A 16962-nucleotide genomic window follows, 5' to 3' on the forward strand; every position below is an offset into this window, starting at 1 on the left:
ATGACCATTAATGGCCCTGCACCCATGATGCTTGGTTATTTTATGAATGCTGCAATTGATCAGGAATGTGAAAAATATATTATTGAACATCAATTAGAGAAAGAAATTGAAGAAAAAATTAAAGCAACTACCATTGCTAAAGTTAGAGGAACGGTACAAGCAGATATTTTAAAAGAAGATCAAGCTCAAAATACATGTATTTTTTCTACTGAATTTGCCCTGCGTTTAATGGGTGATGTGCAAGAATACTTTATTACAAATAATGTTCGTAATTTCTACTCAGTTTCTATTTCTGGGTATCATATTGCAGAAGCAGGAGCAAATCCAATTTCACAATTGGCATTTACATTAGCAAATGGTTTTACCTATGTTGAATATTATTTATCTAGAGGAATGGATATTAACAAGTTTGGACCAAACCTATCGTTCTTCTTTTCTAATGGAGTAGATCCTGAATATGCTGTAATTGGAAGAGTTGCCCGAAAAATTTGGGCAAAAGCAATGAAAAATAAGTATGGAGCAAATTCTAGAGCCCAAATGTTGAAGTACCATATTCAAACTTCAGGAAGAAGCTTACACGCTCAGGAAATTGATTTCAATGATATTCGAACCACATTACAAGCATTGTATGCTATTTACGATAATTGCAATAGCTTGCACACTAATGCCTATGACGAAGCCATTACAACTCCAACTGAAGAAAGCGTTCGTAGAGCCATGGCAATTCAGTTAATTATTAATAAAGAACTGGGCTTAACTCAAAATGAAAATCCAATTCAGGGGTCGTTTATTATTGAGGAATTGACCGATTTGGTTGAAGAAGCAATTTATGTAGAATTTGATAGAATTACGGAACGTGGTGGAGTTTTAGGAGCTATGGAAACCATGTACCAACGCAGTAAAATTCAAGAGGAAAGCTTGTATTATGAAACCTTAAAACATACAGGTGAATTTCCAATTATTGGTGTCAATACTTTTTTAAGTAGTAAAGGTTCACCAACTATTTTACCACAAGAAGTTATTAGAGCTACGGAAGAAGAAAAGCAATATCAAATAACGGTAGTTCAAAATTTGAATAAAGGAAATACAAAACAAGTAGCAGTACAAGTTGAATTATTAAAACAAAAATCTATCAATAACGAGAATATTTTTGAACAATTAATGGAGGCTTGTAAAGTATGTTCCATTGGTCAAATTACGGAAGCATTGTTTGAGGTAGGTGGGCAATATAGACGAAATATGTAAGTCAATTCGTATAAAAAGAGGCTGTTTAAAAAATATTTTTTTTAACAGCCTCTTTTTATCTCAATACTATTTTAATTTCTAGCCTTCGGAACATTGATATGTTTTCCTAAGAATAACGCATTTAAAAATAAACGGTTGGTACCATACCAAGAACCTCTAAAATTAGGGTTATCAGCAAACATCACTACTCTACCACTTCCTACAGGACTCACAATTAATGAAGCTGACGGTTTTAAAAATACATTCATGTTTTGATCAGAAATATACCCATCTATAAGCGGGTTTTTAGTGTATTTAGCTACTGTTGAATACGCATTTTTACTTGGTGCTAAAAACACACTATTGTTTTTATACACCGGTAATTTTGATGAATGATACCCAAATCCTAGCGGATGCGTAACATCTAAATCAACTTCAACTATGATACCTCCTAAACCTTCTCTTCCTATCTCTTCAGATGCGTAAACATAAGAGCTTCTTTCAATACTCACTTCTTTCTCTTCTTTTGGTTTTTTAGTAAGCGTTTCTTTTACTAATTTTTTGCTAATTGCCCATTTTGAAGCGTTTGCAATCGTAATTAACGTATTTCCTTTAGTCACCCATTGTTTTATTTTTTCTAATTGAACAGAATCTAACTGGCTATAACCTCCAGACACCATTACCAAGCTGTTATATTTATCAAGGTTCGCATTTCTAAAATTTCTCATTTGTAACTTAGTGATAGGCATATGTACTCTGGTATCTAATAAATGCCAAACTTCACCAGCTTCTAAAGAGTTGACACCATCACCAATTAATAACAATGCTTTTGGTTTCTTTAAAGCTTTTATATTATTACTTCCTAAATCAATTCCTTTTGTGCTAAATCCTGTTTGTACAGCGTATACTGGAACCTCAAATTTTTCTTGTGCTTCTTTAACTATCTTATAAACTTCATCACTTGATTTGGACTGCTTACTCACTGGAATCATTAAACTTCCATAATTAAAATTTTTAATTCCTTCAGAAGTACTTATTGAAAATGGTTTAAAAGTAGAAGATGCTTTTACACCTTTAGATTGTAGATAATACAACGCAGCAGGCGCATTATAGTCATCCCAATCAACGATATAGGCATAATTTGTTTGTTTCACTTTACTAACATTCACCAATTCACTTGTTGATGTAATTTCCTCTCCTAGATTTGAAGTTTTCAAACCTCTGTAACTCATATTATAAAAATTAGCAACACTCCAAGCTGATGCATCATAAAATACACTATCTCTATATTTATTATAAGTTTCAAACATCGTTTGAACCATTCTTTTTTGAGGTTGCTTTACGGGTACAATAAATTTATCGTCCTTTTTATACACCTTAATTTTATGAATTAACAACTTATCAATAAATGCTTTGGTTCTATTCTTATCAAAAGCATCTCCAAATTCATAAGCAACTACGCTATTTTTAGTTGGAGGCTGCACAGCTGATTTAAAGAAATCTTGTTGATATTTTCGTAACACGCTTTTATTTTCAACCGCAGCTTTTAAGGTTGCAACACTATTTAAATACTGATTTCTAATAGTAAATGGAAAAGTAATAGTACCATAATCTGTATCCTGAAGATGACCTCTAGAACTTGCTTGCTCAAACAACAATGCTAAACCACCTTGCAAATCTGGATACGAAGACCCATAGCCAGGATAGGTTCCGTCAAAAGCTTCTTTGGTAAAATATAAAGAACCTATATCATCCATTGTCTTTTGAAAATAGTTGGCAAATAAATCGTTTAAATCTTCATAATTTTCCTTCGGCATAATTGGATCTTTAGAACCAATTGGTTTCATAGGTTCAAAAAAGTACGAACTATTTGTTCCCATTTCATGAAAATCGGTTACTACATTTGGATACCACTCGTGATACCAGTTTAGTTTTCCTCTACTTTCTGGATTGATTGCTAACAACCAATCTCTATTTAAATCAAACCAAAAATGATTGGTTCTTCCTCTTGGCCACCCTTCATTATGCTCTGCATCTAAATTATCTGAGACCAATGGGCTTGCTCTAAACTGATTTGCCCATTGCGTATGACGATCGCGGCCGTCAGGATTAATAGCTGGATCAACAAAAACAACTGCATTGTTAAGGTAATTTAATACCTCTTCACTATTAGAAGCAACTAACGTATAAGCCATGAGCATGGCTGCTTCAGCACTTGAAGGTTCGTTCCCATGTACACCATATCCCAATTGAACGAAAATAGGCAAATCACCATAATTTGTTGGAGATTCATTTGGGTTTGTAAAGGCTAAATGCTGTTTCTTTAAATTATCTAGATTGGCTAAATTCTCTTTTGAAGAGATGCTTAGCATCACTAATTTTCTAAACTCATGTGTTTCACCATAAATTTCAATGGAAGCTTTCTCTGATAATTCAGAAAGCTTGGTTAAATAGGCCACTATTTGATCGTGTCGTGTATGACGTTCACCAATAGCATATCCTAAAAAAGCTTCAGGTGAAGGAATTGAAGCATCAAATGGTGCTTTGTCTTTAAAATAATAATCTTGTGCAGAAGCTGATACTACCATAATTAAACTACTAATTATTGCAGTAAAAAAGTGTTTTGTTTGTTTCATATTTAGTTGATTTGAAGAATAGAACTTTAAAAATAGCAATTAAATTTTATCTTAATGAGAATAAGATGTATAAAACTTACCTATTGTAACAAAAGAGACAACTAATTTAGAAATGATTAAAATAAATTACAATAAAGAATTTACGTAAACTTTATGAATTTTACGGAGATGTTTTAACTCACGTCTTAATAAATGAACAAAATCTTTTCCCTGAATTTTTGTATTCTCTAGCGTCATACAATCATGGTAAATTCGATCTATAAAATACTTGAGTGATTTTGCCGATTTCAGCTTTAACCTTTTACTATTTTGAGTTTCAACTTCAACTATTTTTGGAACCAATCTAAAAGCATTCATCACTAAATTATCTGCATAATTATCAGATTTATTACCAGATCTATACATCGAAATCATATCCTTATCATCTGTAATATAGGAAGCAACTTCACGAGATAACTTAAAAATATCTAACGATTTTTTATAGATAATTAACTGATTTATATTTTGTTCTGATGAATTATACATTTTTATAAATGGATGTACACAAATTTACTTTGTAATTCATCATATTACATACATTAATTAAAGCAAAAGTGTTAATTTCATTTATTATTTAATATATTTAAGGTTTAAATCTTTAATAATGAAAATAGATACGGTCAACTGGAAAATTTTAAGTTGTTTACAACATAACGCTAGACAATCAAATACTGATATTGCCAAACAAGTAGGAATTACTTCACCAGCAGTTGCGGAACGTATTCGTAAACTTGAAGATGCTGGTATTATTGAAGGCTATCATGCGAAAGTTTCTCATTTTGAAACTGGACATCAATTAAAAGCTATTATTACATTAAGAGCATTTATGGGGCGATTAAAACCATTTATTGAAAAAGTAACTTCGTTTAATGAAGTGGTAAATTGTTATAGAATCACAGGAAATGAAAATATTGTTATGGAAGTTGTTTTAAACAATCAAAAACATTTAGAAAAATTTATAGATCAACTAATTACCTATGGTGAAACTAGGACTCATATTGTATTATCAAATATAGTTGAAAATAATCCAATGGTAAAAAGAATAGGAATGTAAGTTGCTTTTCCTTAACCAACCATTTTAAAAATAGCAGCACCATAAACTGCAAATCTTACAAATCGTAAAGCACCAAATAATAAAACACCTCTTAAAGGGTATTTTATCATTCCACCAGCTAAACAAGTTATTGAAAATGGGATTGGAAGTAACGCACCTACAGCGATTAAAAAACCTCCCCATTTACTTGTATTTTTTAAGTATTTTGACATTTTAGTTTCAAAATACAATTTCACTTTTTCCATTTTTAAAATAGATTTCCCAATAAAATATGAGGCTACACCTCCAACGTAGGATAAACTAGCCAATAAAGCTAAATTAACTATTGGATCATTTGTTTTTTTAGACCAAGCGATAAATATTTCTGGCGGAATTAAACCTAGAAAAGTTTCTGAAACGAAAAAAATTGCTAAAATATGGGTAGTTGCATAGGTAGTTGTTACTAAATGCAATCCATCATTAATATTATATACAAATTCATTGAATAAAAACAATGCGACAATAAAAATAAGAATGGGAGGTAACGCTTTCTTTAAACTTTTTCCAAGAAACGAGTAAAACCCTGTATACAAATAATACTGGTGTATTAAAGCCAACTTACTTTTCTTCTCTTTTCTTTTCGTACTCTTCATTTAAACGCTCAAATTATTTTTATTGAATGCGAAAATAGTTTATTTCAAACTTTAATAGGGAGGTGTAAGTTACACAAGCTTTCTTTTTTAGATAAGTTTAACAAATTAACCCTCTTTAGCTATCATAGTTAGTGCTAATCTGATTTTAAAATAGTCAATTTCAGCATTGAAATATTCGAAATATGGTTTTAATGCTTGTGGACTTTCTAATTCATCTTTTGCAATTCTTACTTTTTCTACTTCCTCTTTAGTTACAAAACTATACATATCTACTTCCTTTCCATCGGTATATAATTTTGCTAAATGAGAAAATATAGTGGTTGGTTTTAGATTTCTTTTTTCGGAAATTTCATCAATAGTGAAACCTTCTTTGTATAATTGATAGGTTATTTTATGTGTATCATTTTTTTTTCGTTTCTCTATTTTTTCATTTGAAAAAGCCACAATTTCAGTAATAAAATCTTCTCCATATACTTCAAGTTTGCGCTGTCCAACACCACTAATATCTAAAAAATCTGATTCACACATGGGTCTTGCTCGTTCCATTTCCTTTAATGAAGCATCACTAAAAACCAAATAGGCTGGAATATTCTCCGCCAATGCAATTTCCTGACGTAATTTTCTCAATCGCTCAAATAACGAATCTTTTTGAAGCTTCTTAGTTATTTTAATTGTAGCCTTCTTTTGAATTTGAACTTGCTCTTCGTATGCTTTAGGCCTTGTTAAATTCACTACTTCATTTTCAAACAATACTTTTTTAGAAAAACTGGTCAATCGTAATGCGTTATTTTTATGAAAAGCAATTTCACAATAACCTTGATTGATTAATTGAATGATGTATTGTTGCCAATCTCTCCATGAAATATCTTTTCCTATTCCGTGTGATTTTAATGTATGGTATTGCTTGTCAATAATAGTTGCATTTTGCGCACCTCTTAACACATCTATTACCGTACCAATAGCTTCAGACTCTTTTAAACGTGCAATTACAGAAAGTGCTTTTTGGGCAATAATGGTTCCATCAAAAAAATGAGGCGGATTTTTACATACATCGCAGTTTCCACAGTTCTCAGCCAACAATTCCCCAAAATAACTTAACAATATTTTTCTTCGGCACGTAGTTGCTTCTGAAAATTGTTTCATTCGCTCAAGTTTGGCAATTTGCACGTCTTCATTACTTGCTCCTGTAGCAAATTTTCGCAGTTGTATCACATCTGAGTAGCTATAAAATAAAAGTGCATTTGCTTTTAGTCCATCTCTTCCGCAACGACCAATTTCTTGATAATAGCCTTCAATATTTTTAGGCATATTATAGTGAATTATCCAACGAACATTCGATTTATCGATTCCCATTCCAAAAGCAATTGTTGCACAAATTACGGTTAGCCTGTCATAAATAAAATCTTCTTGAGTTTTGGTACGTTCTTCAAAATTTAAACCTGCATGATAGGAAGCTGCTTTAATTCCGTTTTGTTTTAATTTTGATGCTAATTGCTCTGTAGATTTTCTACTTAAACAATATATAATTCCTGCTTCAGTGGGCTTCGATTTTATAAATTTTAAAATTTGTGAAAACCGATCATTTCCTGGTCGTACTTCGAGCTCAATATTTTTCCTATCAAAAGAAGCTACAAATTGTCTTGCTTCCGGTATGTTTAATTGCTGGGTTATATCTTTTCTTGTGGCTTTATCAGCAGTTGCAGTTAATGCAATAATGGGTGTATTGGGTAATTGATTTTTTAAAAAACCTAATTGCTGATAAGAAGGACGAAAGTCATGCCCCCAAGATGAAATACAATGTGCTTCATCAATTGCAATGCAGCTAATATGTTCTTCGGTTAAGATATGCTGTAAAAGTGACAAACTTTCTGGCGCTACATATAACAACTTTAACTCCTTTTTAAATATTTTTTCAAATACTTCTTCTTGTTCAAAATTTTCTTGACTGCTATTATAAAAATCTGCTGAAATTCCATTGGCATTTAAACCATCTACTTGATCTTTCATCAAAGCAATTAATGGGGAAATAACTAAGGTTACTCCTTCAAAAAGCAACGCGGGTAATTGAAAACAAATAGATTTCCCTCCTCCTGTTGGCATAATAACTACGTTATCCTTTTTTAACAGTACCGACTCTATAATTTCTTGTTGCTGCTCTCGAAAACTATCAAAACCAAAAAAGGTTTTTAGTGTAGGAATTAATTTTTCTCGGGTTTCTTTTAATAGCATGTTTTTATTTTAAAAAGTAAAGCCGCTCTTTATCTAGAGCGGCTTCAAAAATACAGTTTTGAAATTTAAATCGTACAATTATTTTAGTAAGCATCACTATGAACATTAGCTACTGCTCTCCCCGATGGGTCGTTCATGTTTTTAAATGCTGCATCCCATTCCAAGGCAATTTTGGTACTGCAAGCAACAGAAGCTTCTTGTGGCACACTTAACGCTGCGGTATCTGATGGGAAATGTTCTGCAAAAATAGAACGGTAATAAAACTCTTCTTTATTTGTAGGCGTTTGAATTGGAAACTTGTATTTGGCATTTGCCAATTGCTCATCGGTTACTTTTTCGTTTACCACTTCTTTTAAGGTGTCAATCCAACTATACCCAACACCATCTGAGAATTGCTCTTTTTGTCTCCAAGCAACACTTTCTGGCAAGTAACTTTCAAAAGCCTTACGCACTACCCATTTTTCCATACGCTCTCCATTAATCATTTTATCTTTTGGATTGATACGCATGGCTACATCCATAAATTCTTTATCTAAAAATGGTACACGACCTTCAATTCCCCATGAGGCTAAACTTTTGTTAGCACGTAAACAGTCGTACATATGTAATTTACTTAATTTACGTACTGTTTCTTCGTGAAATTCTTGATCGTTTGGTGCTTTATGAAAATATAAATAACCACCAAATAATTCATCGGCTCCTTCTCCAGACAATACCATCTTCACTCCCATTGACTTAATAACACGCGCCATTAAATACATAGGCGTTGAAGCTCTAATAGTTGTAATATCGTAGGTTTCAAGGTTATAAATTACATCTCTAATAGCATCCAATCCTTCTTGAATAGTAAATTTAATTTCGTGGTGTACCGTTCCAATATGATCTGCAACTAATTGCGCTGCTGCCAAATCTGGAGAACCTTCTAAACCCACTGAAAACGAGTGCAACTGAGGCCACCAAGCAGCTTGTGTATCGTCACTTTCGATTCTTTTTTCAGCATATTTTTTTGCAATGGCTGAAGTTACAGAAGAATCTAATCCTCCTGAAAGTAACACTCCATAAGGAACATCAGACATTAATTGCCGATGCACCGCAGCTTCTAACGCATCATGAATTTCATCAATACTTGTTTGGTTTTCTTTTACAGCATCATATTCCATCCAATCTCTAGCATACCATTTTGTTAATTCACCATCTTTGCTATGTAAATAGTGTCCCGGAGGAAATAATTCAATTTTTGTACACACGCCTTCCAGCGCTTTCAATTCTGAAGCTACATAAAAAGTACCATTCTCGTCCCAACCCATATAAAGCGGAATAATTCCCATATGGTCGCGTGCAATAAAATATTCATCCTTTTCAGCGTCATATAAGGCAAATCCAAAAATACCATTCATTTCATCAATAAATCCAGGTCCTTTTTCTTTGTACAACGCTAAAATTACTTCACAATCTGATTCTGTTTGAAAATTATACGTTCCTTCAAATTGTTTGCGTAATGCTCTATGATTATAAATTTCGCCGTTTGCTGCTAATACCAATTTTCCGTCTTCACTAAACAAAGGTTGTTTTCCTGATGCAGGATCTACAATTGCCAAACGTTCATGAGCTAATATTGCTTTTTCATCGGCATATATACCACTCCAATCTGGACCACGATGACGAATTTTTTTAGACATCATTAATAATTGAGGTCTTAATCCTTCACTTTTTTCTTTTAAATCAAATGCACAAACTATTCCACACATGGTTATTATATTTATTATTAATTATAATGCAAATGTGCCATAATTGTTTCTATACACAAATACAAATACAACTAATAGTTACAATTTATAACAACGTAATAGTAATTTGTAACTTTATGTAATAACAATAGTGCTATTCTTATGAATTAATTATTAATTGAAATATTTATAAGTTATACCCTATTGAGAACATCAGCATTCTAGGCAACACGTAGGTTTTTGTGTCTGAAATGATATAAGAAGATAACATTTTTTTATAAAAAATCTCCCAACCATATAAGTTGAGAGATAATAATTCACGTAAAAAATCTTTAATCTAATTGTTCAAAAACATGAGCCCAATCTGATTGCCCTATCACTTTTTCGTAAGTATTCCGATTTAGATTATGAAAAGTAGTTGGATAATACTTAATATTAAATAAATTTGAGTCTTTATTTACCGTATAAAAAGGTATATTTTTGTAATTACTATTTTTTATAAAATCCAACACTACATCTCTTTTTTCTTCAGTAATAAAATAGACATTAATATTTCGTTTTAGTGCTAAAATACTATCAAATGTTTTAAACTCTGCAATACAAGGCTTACACCAAGTTGCCCAAAAATGAATAAAATTTTCCTGTTCACCTAAAAGAATTGAGTCCGTTTTTTGAAGTTTCAAATTATAAACTCCCATTTTTTTTTCAATTGGTATATCCAATTTCTTTTCTAAAGTCATTTCGTTCTGAATGTCTTCAAATAACAAGATAGATTGAATTGTACGTACAACAAAAAAAATGAAAATAATACCCAATCCTAAGAATAATAGCGTTTTAATAATAGTAGTTACTTTCATAAAAATATTTTTAAGAATTAATTATTATTTGAAATATTTATAAGTTATATGCTATTGAGAACATTAACATTCTTGGTAACACATAGGTTTTAGCATCTGAAATTAGGTACAAAGAGAAACTATTTTGTTGTTTAAACTGTATATCGAATAAATTTTGAGCATCTAACTTAAAGCTCCAAGCGCTCTCTTCATTTTTATATGAAAGTGTTGCATTTGCTAATTGATACGTATTTTTTTCATTAAAGGTTTTATTTTGATAGTGATAACTTTCATACTCAAAAGAGAATATAAAATTCTTTAAAAAATCGTAATCTATTGTTACAAAAGGTTTGTTGGTAATAAATGTTGACTTTTGATTACTTGATGTATATTTACCAATACTTTGATTGAAACCAGCTTCTATAGTTGGGAATTTATCAAACAACGTTTTAGCTGACAGTGTATAACTGTAAGTATTGCTTTTATTAGTTACAAAGTCCTCATTTATATTTTGCAAATAGGTTGAAGTTGAAATGCTTGTATCTAAACCATATTTAAACTTTTTTATTTTTTTACTTAGATCTAAGTTAACATTCCAACGTTCTTCTGGATTATCTACAAGTATTGGAGAAATAAAATAATTAGCATTTTCAAATTGCACGGCATTTTGAATTCCTGTTACTTTTTTTGTATAATTTACACCTCCAAATAACATGATACCGCGGTATAAACTAAATCTATTATAATACAGCCTTGCAGTATGATACAATTGATTTTCTAAAGTTGCATTTCCTTTAAAAACTGAGTTATACGATTGTAAATAAAACCTGTTTGCTAATTTAGAAGCATTTGAGAAGCTACTTTTTAGCTGATAGTTTAGTTTTAACTTTTTTGAATTACTAAACTTAATGGTTGCTGAAAAATCTGGTAGCACTACTATTTTATTATTTTTTATAGAAGTTTCTTGATTTAAATTCCAGTTATAATTGTGTAAAAAAGCTCCTTGCTTCAACTCAAAAATTCCTGTTTTAAATTTGTAGTGTACACCCACAAAAAAATCGTTTAACCTATATTCTAAATCGTTTCCAAAACCCGATGCAGAAAAATTATTCTCAATTCCATTTTCTAATTGCTGACTATCATTGGTAAAAAAAGATTCGTTGCTATATTTATTTCCAACAGTAGTGTATATATGATTGAAATTATTGAGCACCCAATAATGTTTAAAAATTGAGTTAATTGTGGTGCTCTTGGTTTCTTTTAGCTGGTTTAACACATAATTTTCAGTTGTTTCAACAGGGATTAAACCTTGTAAAATTGGATTGTTTGTTTCCCAAAGTGTAGTTGGGTTGTTTTGATCAAAAGTAACATCAGCAGCTACTGAGAATGTATGATTGTTTGATAGCTTTTTATGCCATTCTATATTTTGATTTATATAGGTTGCAATACCACTGTTTATTTCATTAATAACATTATTTGTTTCATTAATTTTAGAAATAATACCACTCTCATTTAAGTTATCGGTTTTTTTTAACTGTGTTTTAACATACCATTGCTCATTAGGTGTTGGAGCATACTCCAAATTAAATTTTCCAATTCCTAAAATATTTCTAGTACTAGATGTATTCTCTTTTTCTTCTGTAAAAGCTTCGTATTGGTTTACAGACTCAACCAATGCTTTATTATTAGTGTGTGAAAAAATGGCATAACCAGAAATATCTAGTTTAGTATTTACAACTTTGGTAATATTTAAAGCTCCAAACTTATTGGTGCTGTTTACCAAATCTTGTGTTTCCATAAAATTTGCAAAATCACTTCTAGAAATATTATAAATAGCACCATCGCCTTTTAAAATAGCACTTATACCGCCTTGAAAACTCATATAATCTTTAAACGTAAATGTTTTTTCACCCGTATTGTTTAGGTTTCCTATAAAATTCACATTGGTTTTGGGGCTGTAATAAAATAAGTTGCTATGTGTACGGTAAAAATCTTGATTTCCTTTACCTGCTTCAATATCACCAAAAGCAAATTGTTTTTTATCTTCTTTTAGTTGAATATTCATGGCCATTTCATTGGTGTCTGATACGTTTTTTAAAAAAGCAATTTCGTTGTAATTATCTATTACTTGTATTTTATCAACCGCATTGGCAGGGATATTTTCAACGGCTAATTTAGAACTACCACCAAAAAACTTCTTCCCTTCTACCAACATTTTAGTAACCTTTTTACCTTGTACGGTAACACTACCATTTTTATCAACCTCAACACCTGGTAATTTTTTAAGTACATTTTTTAGCTTGCGTTCTTCACCAGTTACAAATTTTTTGGTATTGTAGGTTATGGTATCTTCTTTTACCGTTACAGGCATTTCAATAATTACCTCTTGCAATTGGTTTGGTGCATCTTTTAAAACAATGTTTTTTTGAGAATTTTCTGTAGCTATAAATTTAAAACTAGCTGTTTTATAGCCCATATAACTTACTGAAATAGTATAGGTGTCATTTTTTGTAAGTTCTAATTTGTACAACCCATCATCGTCAGTTATTGCAAATTGTAGGTTTTTAGTAACATCTGCTGGTTTTGCTAGTATGTTTGCATAACTTAATGCGTTTTGTAAACTGTCTTTAACACTGCCTTTTAGGGTAATGGATTGGGCGTTTGTAATATAAATACCAATGATAAAATATATTAAAATAGTAGTACATTTTTTAATATTCATTTAATTCAATTTTTACAGTTTTAAAAACCATTTTAGTTTTTCCAAAATATACTAGATGCAGCTTCTTTAGTAATTTGTTTAAATTCTTCTTTTGTTATTTTTTTTCCTCGCTTGGGCTTTTCAATTACAATAGCTTCTTTGGTATTTAATTCAATTTTTGAAGCTACTATATTTAACTTTCCTTCTTGTACTTCCAAAATTAAACCAGGTAAACCATTGTACTCTTTTGGTCCAAAATTGATTGGAATTTCAGGTGTGTACCAAGCTTCAATTATTTTATCTACTTCATTCCCTTTTTTATCTTTAGCTTTACTAATGGTAATAGCTTTATAACACGAGTAATTTCCAATTCGTTTTGTTTCTTGAGTAATTTTCCAGTTTTTAGGTTGGTATTTAATTAAAAACATATCTCCTACAAAATTTTCTTCATGTAAAATTTCCTTAGTAGCATTATTCATATAATATTTTCCATCTCTCGCCATTATTTTAGTTAAATTAATTTTGGAATCATTTTCAATTTCCATTTCCTTTATTAAATCTAGCTCATATAAAGACTCATTATTTTCAAAAATCAAAACTGCCACAATTGGTTTAGCATCTTTAAAAATTTTATTAAACATATTTTTAACTTCAATTGATTTTGTTGAATCATTTGCAATTTTAGAAAAATTGATATTAGTTACTTGTATGGTATAACTAATTTTCCCTTGAAATTCATTTTGGGTATTTGAATATTGCCAAATAAAGAGGGTAAATAAAAATACAATGCTTTTAAAGTTGATCATTTAATACTATTTATAATAGTTAATATTTGAGGCTTTTTAGATAATCATTTGCCATTTTTTTTGTTATTTCATTGTATTCAGCCTTTGTAACTTCTTTACCTTTTGTTGGCTTAACTATTTTAGTATTTTTTTTAGTATTTAGCGCTATGGTTGAAACATAAAAGCGAACGTTTTGATATTGAATTTCAATGATCAACCCTGGTAAACCACCATAACCAACGGGGCCAAAACTAAAAGGTATTTCAGGTGCATACCAAGCTTCAACAATATGATTAAATGTACCTTTACTATTTTTAACAACCTTGTTTGTTTTAGCCTTATAACATTCAAAATTTCCAATTTTTTTTCTCTCATTTGTAAGCTCCCACTTAATTGAGTCTATACTTGAAATTATATTAAAAGTTTCTCCAGATAAATGTTTACTCCGTATTAATTCCCTTGATTTCGAATTCATATAAAAACTACCTCCTGAATCACCTGCATTCTCAATAAATCTTAAAGCTTGTTTATTAATGTCTATTTCTAAATTTTCTTCTAATAAAAAAAGAGATTTACTGTCATTAATTATTAAGTTATATCTTAAACTTTTACTACTAGACTTAAGTTCATTTAACATTGAACTATAAGCTTCTTGTTTTTCTGGATTTTTACTTTGTATAGCATAATTTAATATATCCTTTTTATATACAACGAAAACATTTTTATGCTGTGAAAAACTTATTATTGAAAATAATAGAAATACTAAAAGTGGTACTTTTCTCATATTGTTTTTTTTTAATTAGAGGCTAACCTATAAGGTTAGCCCCAAAATAAATATTTAAGTTTTTACTCAATATAATCTGATAAATAAGTCAAATATCTACAAGAATGATACATAGCATCAGATACTTCCATCGCATTCTCATAACTCTCTCCTTGAGAAACTGCACTATCAAAAACTTCTTGTGCTAATTCGCCACATTTCCCAGGAACTTCCAAAGATTCATTTTCTGCATTTACCATTGTTACCGTTGCAAAAACAAATACCATTCCTAAAATTATTTTTTTTAGTTTTTAAAAAATTGGTTGTAAGATTCTTTTGTTATTAAACTAAATTCATTCCTTGTAATATTTTCGACATCATTGGGTATATGAATTTTAGAAATATCCTTTGAATTTATTTGAATTTTTGACGCTTGAAAAGTCAAAAAATCATCTCCTTCAGTCAATTCTAAAATTAAACCTGGTAATCCAATATAATTTTTAGGTCCTGAAGAAATTTGAATCTCTGGCGAATACCAGGCAGTTATTTTTAAGTTTTGATAATTATCTTTTCTGTCTTTATAAGTGTATATAGTTTCTGCTTTTTGACAATTAAACCCTCCAATTTCTTTATTTTCATTAATCAACATCCAGTTAAGTCCTGAATCTGACGTAATAAAATAATCAACTCCTCCAAATGTTTTAAATACTGAGGAAGTTTTATTTTCAATATTTGTATAATAAACTTCATTTAACCTTGCACTTTTGTTTGCTAATTTCTGAAATGATTCTTGCTTTTTACTAATAAAAATTTTTGGGATTTCTTTAAATTCAGTAATACCATCAAAATAAACTAATTCCATTTGAATTGAGTTTATTTCATTAAAAACTAATCTTACCATTTTTCCTCTATCGTTTTCTAGCTTAAAGATAGAATCGTTTTGAATATTCATTTTTATTTTATAGGTAATTTTTGCGTTTTTTATTTGACAACTTACATTGAAGTAAATAAATGCAAAAAACAAAAAAAGAAAATATTTTATTTTAAAAGTCATAATATTTTAATTTAGAGGACATCCAAAGAAATCTTTGGATGTCCAAGTTAATATTGTTACCAATTATCCATACAGAAATCTGTATGACTCATACACCAACATATCATATAATGATCATTCAAAATATCTGTTGCATCTTCTTGATTATAAGTAATTCCAAATACAGACTCCATATCTTCTAAATGCTCAATTGCACGATCAAAACAAAAATCATTTAATATAACTATTTCTGTTTTCGCATTCACCATCGTAAAACTTGCAAAAACAAATACCATTCCTAAAATTATTTTTTTACTCACGTTTTTTATATTTATAATTTGGTGTTCGTGATTTTTCTTAGAAAAATTCATTTTATTAAAATTTAAATTAGTTACTAGCGCATAATTGCGCTTTATATTTTGTTAATCCTACGAGGTGTATTACTTTTGTAACGCTTTCCTCTGTTTGTTTATAGTAGCTATTTCATAGTTATTGGTTTTAGGTTAAACATTTTATTAGCGTATGGTGTTCTTAAAATTTTTACCAGCAGAGGATTTTTCTGTTTATATATTACATGAATTAATAGGTGCCTGTTCATACTTCGACAAGCTCCGTATGACAGATTATATGAAATTTCTGTATTAAAATAAATGGGAATTTTATAGCAATTAATTGTTTCATAGTGCAATTTTTAATCTTTCTCAGGCTAAATGTAAAAAAAAAAAAAAAGAGCTAACAAAATAAAATGTAATATGTATATACTTTTTTGAAAGTTTACGGTTTTTCCACACTTTTGGTATGGAAAAACCACACTTTTTTACCGTGTAAATAGATTATCCTATATTTACGGCCACAAAATAAAAATAATTCATGATTCAATTTACCTTACTTTTTGCAGCAATTTTAGGCGGTTTAGCCGTTGTATTTGGTGCTTTTGGCGCACATGCTTTAAAAAAAATGTTAACTACAGAACAATTAAAAAGCTTTGAAACAGGTGTAAAATATCAAATGTACCATGCAATAGTTTTATTACTTATTGGGTTTAATTTCACCTTTAAAACTGCTTCAGAAAAATATATGGTATATAGTTTTATGCTTGGAATTATATTGTTTTCATTTAGTATTTATGGCTTAGTCATTTCATCTGCAAAAAATAAAAAATTAACATTTTTAGGTCCTGTGACTCCAATTGGCGGTTTATTTTTAATTATTGGCTGGATACTTTTGTTTGTTTCTATTTTAAATATGCAATTTTAAAGCCATTTTACAACTACCTTAACATTTCTAACATTCATTTTTTGTA

At 29.9% G+C, this 16962-nt stretch carries 15 protein-coding genes; 3 read left to right on the forward strand and 12 right to left on the reverse strand.

Annotated elements, in window-relative coordinates; genetic code table 11:
* Positions 1 to 1245 (forward strand): methylmalonyl-CoA mutase family protein (locus HKP59_RS11645; RefSeq protein WP_291807079.1); only part of this gene is annotated, 1245 nt, incomplete at its 5' end.
* 71 nt (positions 1246 to 1316) lie between these two features.
* Here the strand turns inward: HKP59_RS11645 and HKP59_RS11650 are convergent.
* The gene (locus HKP59_RS11650) at positions 1317 to 3860 is read right to left on the reverse strand and encodes a M14 family zinc carboxypeptidase (RefSeq protein ID WP_291807082.1); all 2544 of its coding nucleotides are present in this window, start codon (positions 3858 to 3860) and stop codon (positions 1317 to 1319) included.
* Positions 3861 to 3986: 126 nt separating this feature from the next.
* Positions 3987 to 4385 carry a hypothetical protein gene (locus tag HKP59_RS11655; protein ID WP_291807084.1) on the reverse strand — a complete coding sequence of 133 codons (399 nt, stop codon included), beginning with the start codon at positions 4383 to 4385 and terminating at the stop codon, positions 3987 to 3989.
* 118 nt (positions 4386 to 4503) lie between these two features.
* Here HKP59_RS11655 and HKP59_RS11660 point away from each other — a divergent pair, with 118 nt between their 5' ends.
* The gene (locus tag HKP59_RS11660; RefSeq protein ID WP_291807087.1) at positions 4504 to 4953 is read left to right on the forward strand and encodes an Lrp/AsnC family transcriptional regulator; all 450 of its coding nucleotides are present in this window, start codon (positions 4504 to 4506) and stop codon (positions 4951 to 4953) included.
* Positions 4954 to 4964: 11 nt separating this feature from the next.
* On the opposite strand, the gene HKP59_RS11665 is transcribed toward HKP59_RS11660, so the two are convergent.
* The 10 genes from HKP59_RS11665 to HKP59_RS11710 all read right to left on the reverse strand — a co-directional run bounded on the left by HKP59_RS11665 (position 4965) and on the right by HKP59_RS11710 (position 15979).
* Entirely contained in the window at positions 4965 to 5585 is a 621-nt protein-coding gene (locus HKP59_RS11665; RefSeq protein ID WP_291807091.1) for a short-chain dehydrogenase, read from the reverse strand.
* A 105-nt stretch (positions 5586 to 5690) separates the two neighbouring features.
* Entirely contained in the window at positions 5691 to 7814 is a 2124-nt protein-coding gene (gene recQ / locus HKP59_RS11670) for a DNA helicase RecQ (RefSeq protein ID WP_291807094.1), read from the reverse strand.
* Positions 7815 to 7897: 83 nt separating this feature from the next.
* Positions 7898 to 9562, reverse strand: a complete 1665-nt coding sequence (gene asnB, locus HKP59_RS11675) for an asparagine synthase B (RefSeq protein WP_291807097.1) — start codon at positions 9560 to 9562, stop codon at positions 7898 to 7900.
* Between the two features lie 311 nt (positions 9563 to 9873).
* Entirely contained in the window at positions 9874 to 10398 is a 525-nt protein-coding gene (locus HKP59_RS11680; RefSeq protein ID WP_291807100.1) for a hypothetical protein, read from the reverse strand.
* Between the two features lie 37 nt (positions 10399 to 10435).
* Positions 10436 to 13099 (reverse strand): carboxypeptidase-like regulatory domain-containing protein, encoded by a 2664-nt coding sequence (locus HKP59_RS11685; protein WP_291807103.1) that lies wholly within the window; start codon positions 13097 to 13099, stop codon positions 10436 to 10438.
* Positions 13100 to 13131: 32 nt separating this feature from the next.
* Positions 13132 to 13884, reverse strand: a complete 753-nt coding sequence (locus HKP59_RS11690; protein WP_291807106.1) for a GLPGLI family protein — start codon at positions 13882 to 13884, stop codon at positions 13132 to 13134.
* Positions 13885 to 13903: 19 nt separating this feature from the next.
* Positions 13904 to 14647 carry a GLPGLI family protein gene (locus HKP59_RS11695; protein ID WP_291807109.1) on the reverse strand — a complete coding sequence of 248 codons (744 nt, stop codon included), beginning with the start codon at positions 14645 to 14647 and terminating at the stop codon, positions 13904 to 13906.
* 62 nt (positions 14648 to 14709) lie between these two features.
* A complete protein-coding gene (locus tag HKP59_RS11700) occupies positions 14710 to 14913 on the reverse strand; it encodes a hypothetical protein (protein WP_291807112.1) in 204 nt (67 codons plus the stop codon).
* A 17-nt stretch (positions 14914 to 14930) separates the two neighbouring features.
* Positions 14931 to 15680: a GLPGLI family protein gene (locus HKP59_RS11705; protein ID WP_291807115.1), complete on the reverse strand. Its 750-nt coding sequence runs from the start codon at positions 15678 to 15680 to the stop codon at positions 14931 to 14933.
* A gap of 56 nt (positions 15681 to 15736) precedes the next feature.
* Complete coding sequence (locus HKP59_RS11710; RefSeq protein WP_291807118.1) at positions 15737 to 15979, reverse strand: hypothetical protein; 243 nt, start codon at positions 15977 to 15979, stop codon at positions 15737 to 15739.
* Between the two features lie 550 nt (positions 15980 to 16529).
* Between HKP59_RS11710 and HKP59_RS11715 the strand changes: the two genes are divergently transcribed.
* A complete protein-coding gene (locus HKP59_RS11715; protein WP_291807121.1) occupies positions 16530 to 16916 on the forward strand; it encodes a DUF423 domain-containing protein in 387 nt (128 codons plus the stop codon).
* Positions 16917 to 16962: the final 46 nt, after the last annotated feature.

This window comes from Lutibacter sp. (assembly GCF_013041805.1).
In the GTDB taxonomy this organism is placed as follows: domain Bacteria; phylum Bacteroidota; class Bacteroidia; order Flavobacteriales; family Flavobacteriaceae; genus Lutibacter.

What these genes read in the sequence shown, in the direction of transcription:
- HKP59_RS11650 (WP_291807082.1), bottom strand. Translation starts at nt 3,860, where the DNA reads ATGAAACAAACAAAACACTTTTTTACTGCAATAATTAGTAGTTTAATT.
- HKP59_RS11680 (WP_291807100.1), bottom strand. Translation starts at nt 10,398, where the DNA reads ATGAAAGTAACTACTATTATTAAAACGCTATTATTCTTAGGATTGGGT.
- HKP59_RS11690 (WP_291807106.1), bottom strand. Translation starts at nt 13,884, where the DNA reads ATGATCAACTTTAAAAGCATTGTATTTTTATTTACCCTCTTTATTTGG.
- asnB (WP_291807097.1), bottom strand. Translation starts at nt 9,562, where the DNA reads ATGTGTGGAATAGTTTGTGCATTTGATTTAAAAGAAAAAAGTGAAGGA.
- HKP59_RS11665 (WP_291807091.1), bottom strand. Translation starts at nt 5,585, where the DNA reads ATGAAGAGTACGAAAAGAAAAGAGAAGAAAAGTAAGTTGGCTTTAATA.
- HKP59_RS11685 (WP_291807103.1), bottom strand. Translation starts at nt 13,099, where the DNA reads ATGAATATTAAAAAATGTACTACTATTTTAATATATTTTATCATTGGT.
- HKP59_RS11700 (WP_291807112.1), bottom strand. Translation starts at nt 14,913, where the DNA reads ATGGTATTTGTTTTTGCAACGGTAACAATGGTAAATGCAGAAAATGAA.
- HKP59_RS11705 (WP_291807115.1), bottom strand. Translation starts at nt 15,680, where the DNA reads ATGACTTTTAAAATAAAATATTTTCTTTTTTTGTTTTTTGCATTTATT.
- HKP59_RS11695 (WP_291807109.1), bottom strand. Translation starts at nt 14,647, where the DNA reads ATGAGAAAAGTACCACTTTTAGTATTTCTATTATTTTCAATAATAAGT.
- HKP59_RS11660 (WP_291807087.1), top strand. Translation starts at nt 4,504, where the DNA reads ATGAAAATAGATACGGTCAACTGGAAAATTTTAAGTTGTTTACAACAT.
- HKP59_RS11655 (WP_291807084.1), bottom strand. Translation starts at nt 4,385, where the DNA reads ATGTATAATTCATCAGAACAAAATATAAATCAGTTAATTATCTATAAA.
- recQ (WP_291807094.1), bottom strand. Translation starts at nt 7,814, where the DNA reads ATGCTATTAAAAGAAACCCGAGAAAAATTAATTCCTACACTAAAAACC.
- HKP59_RS11715 (WP_291807121.1), top strand. Translation starts at nt 16,530, where the DNA reads ATGATTCAATTTACCTTACTTTTTGCAGCAATTTTAGGCGGTTTAGCC.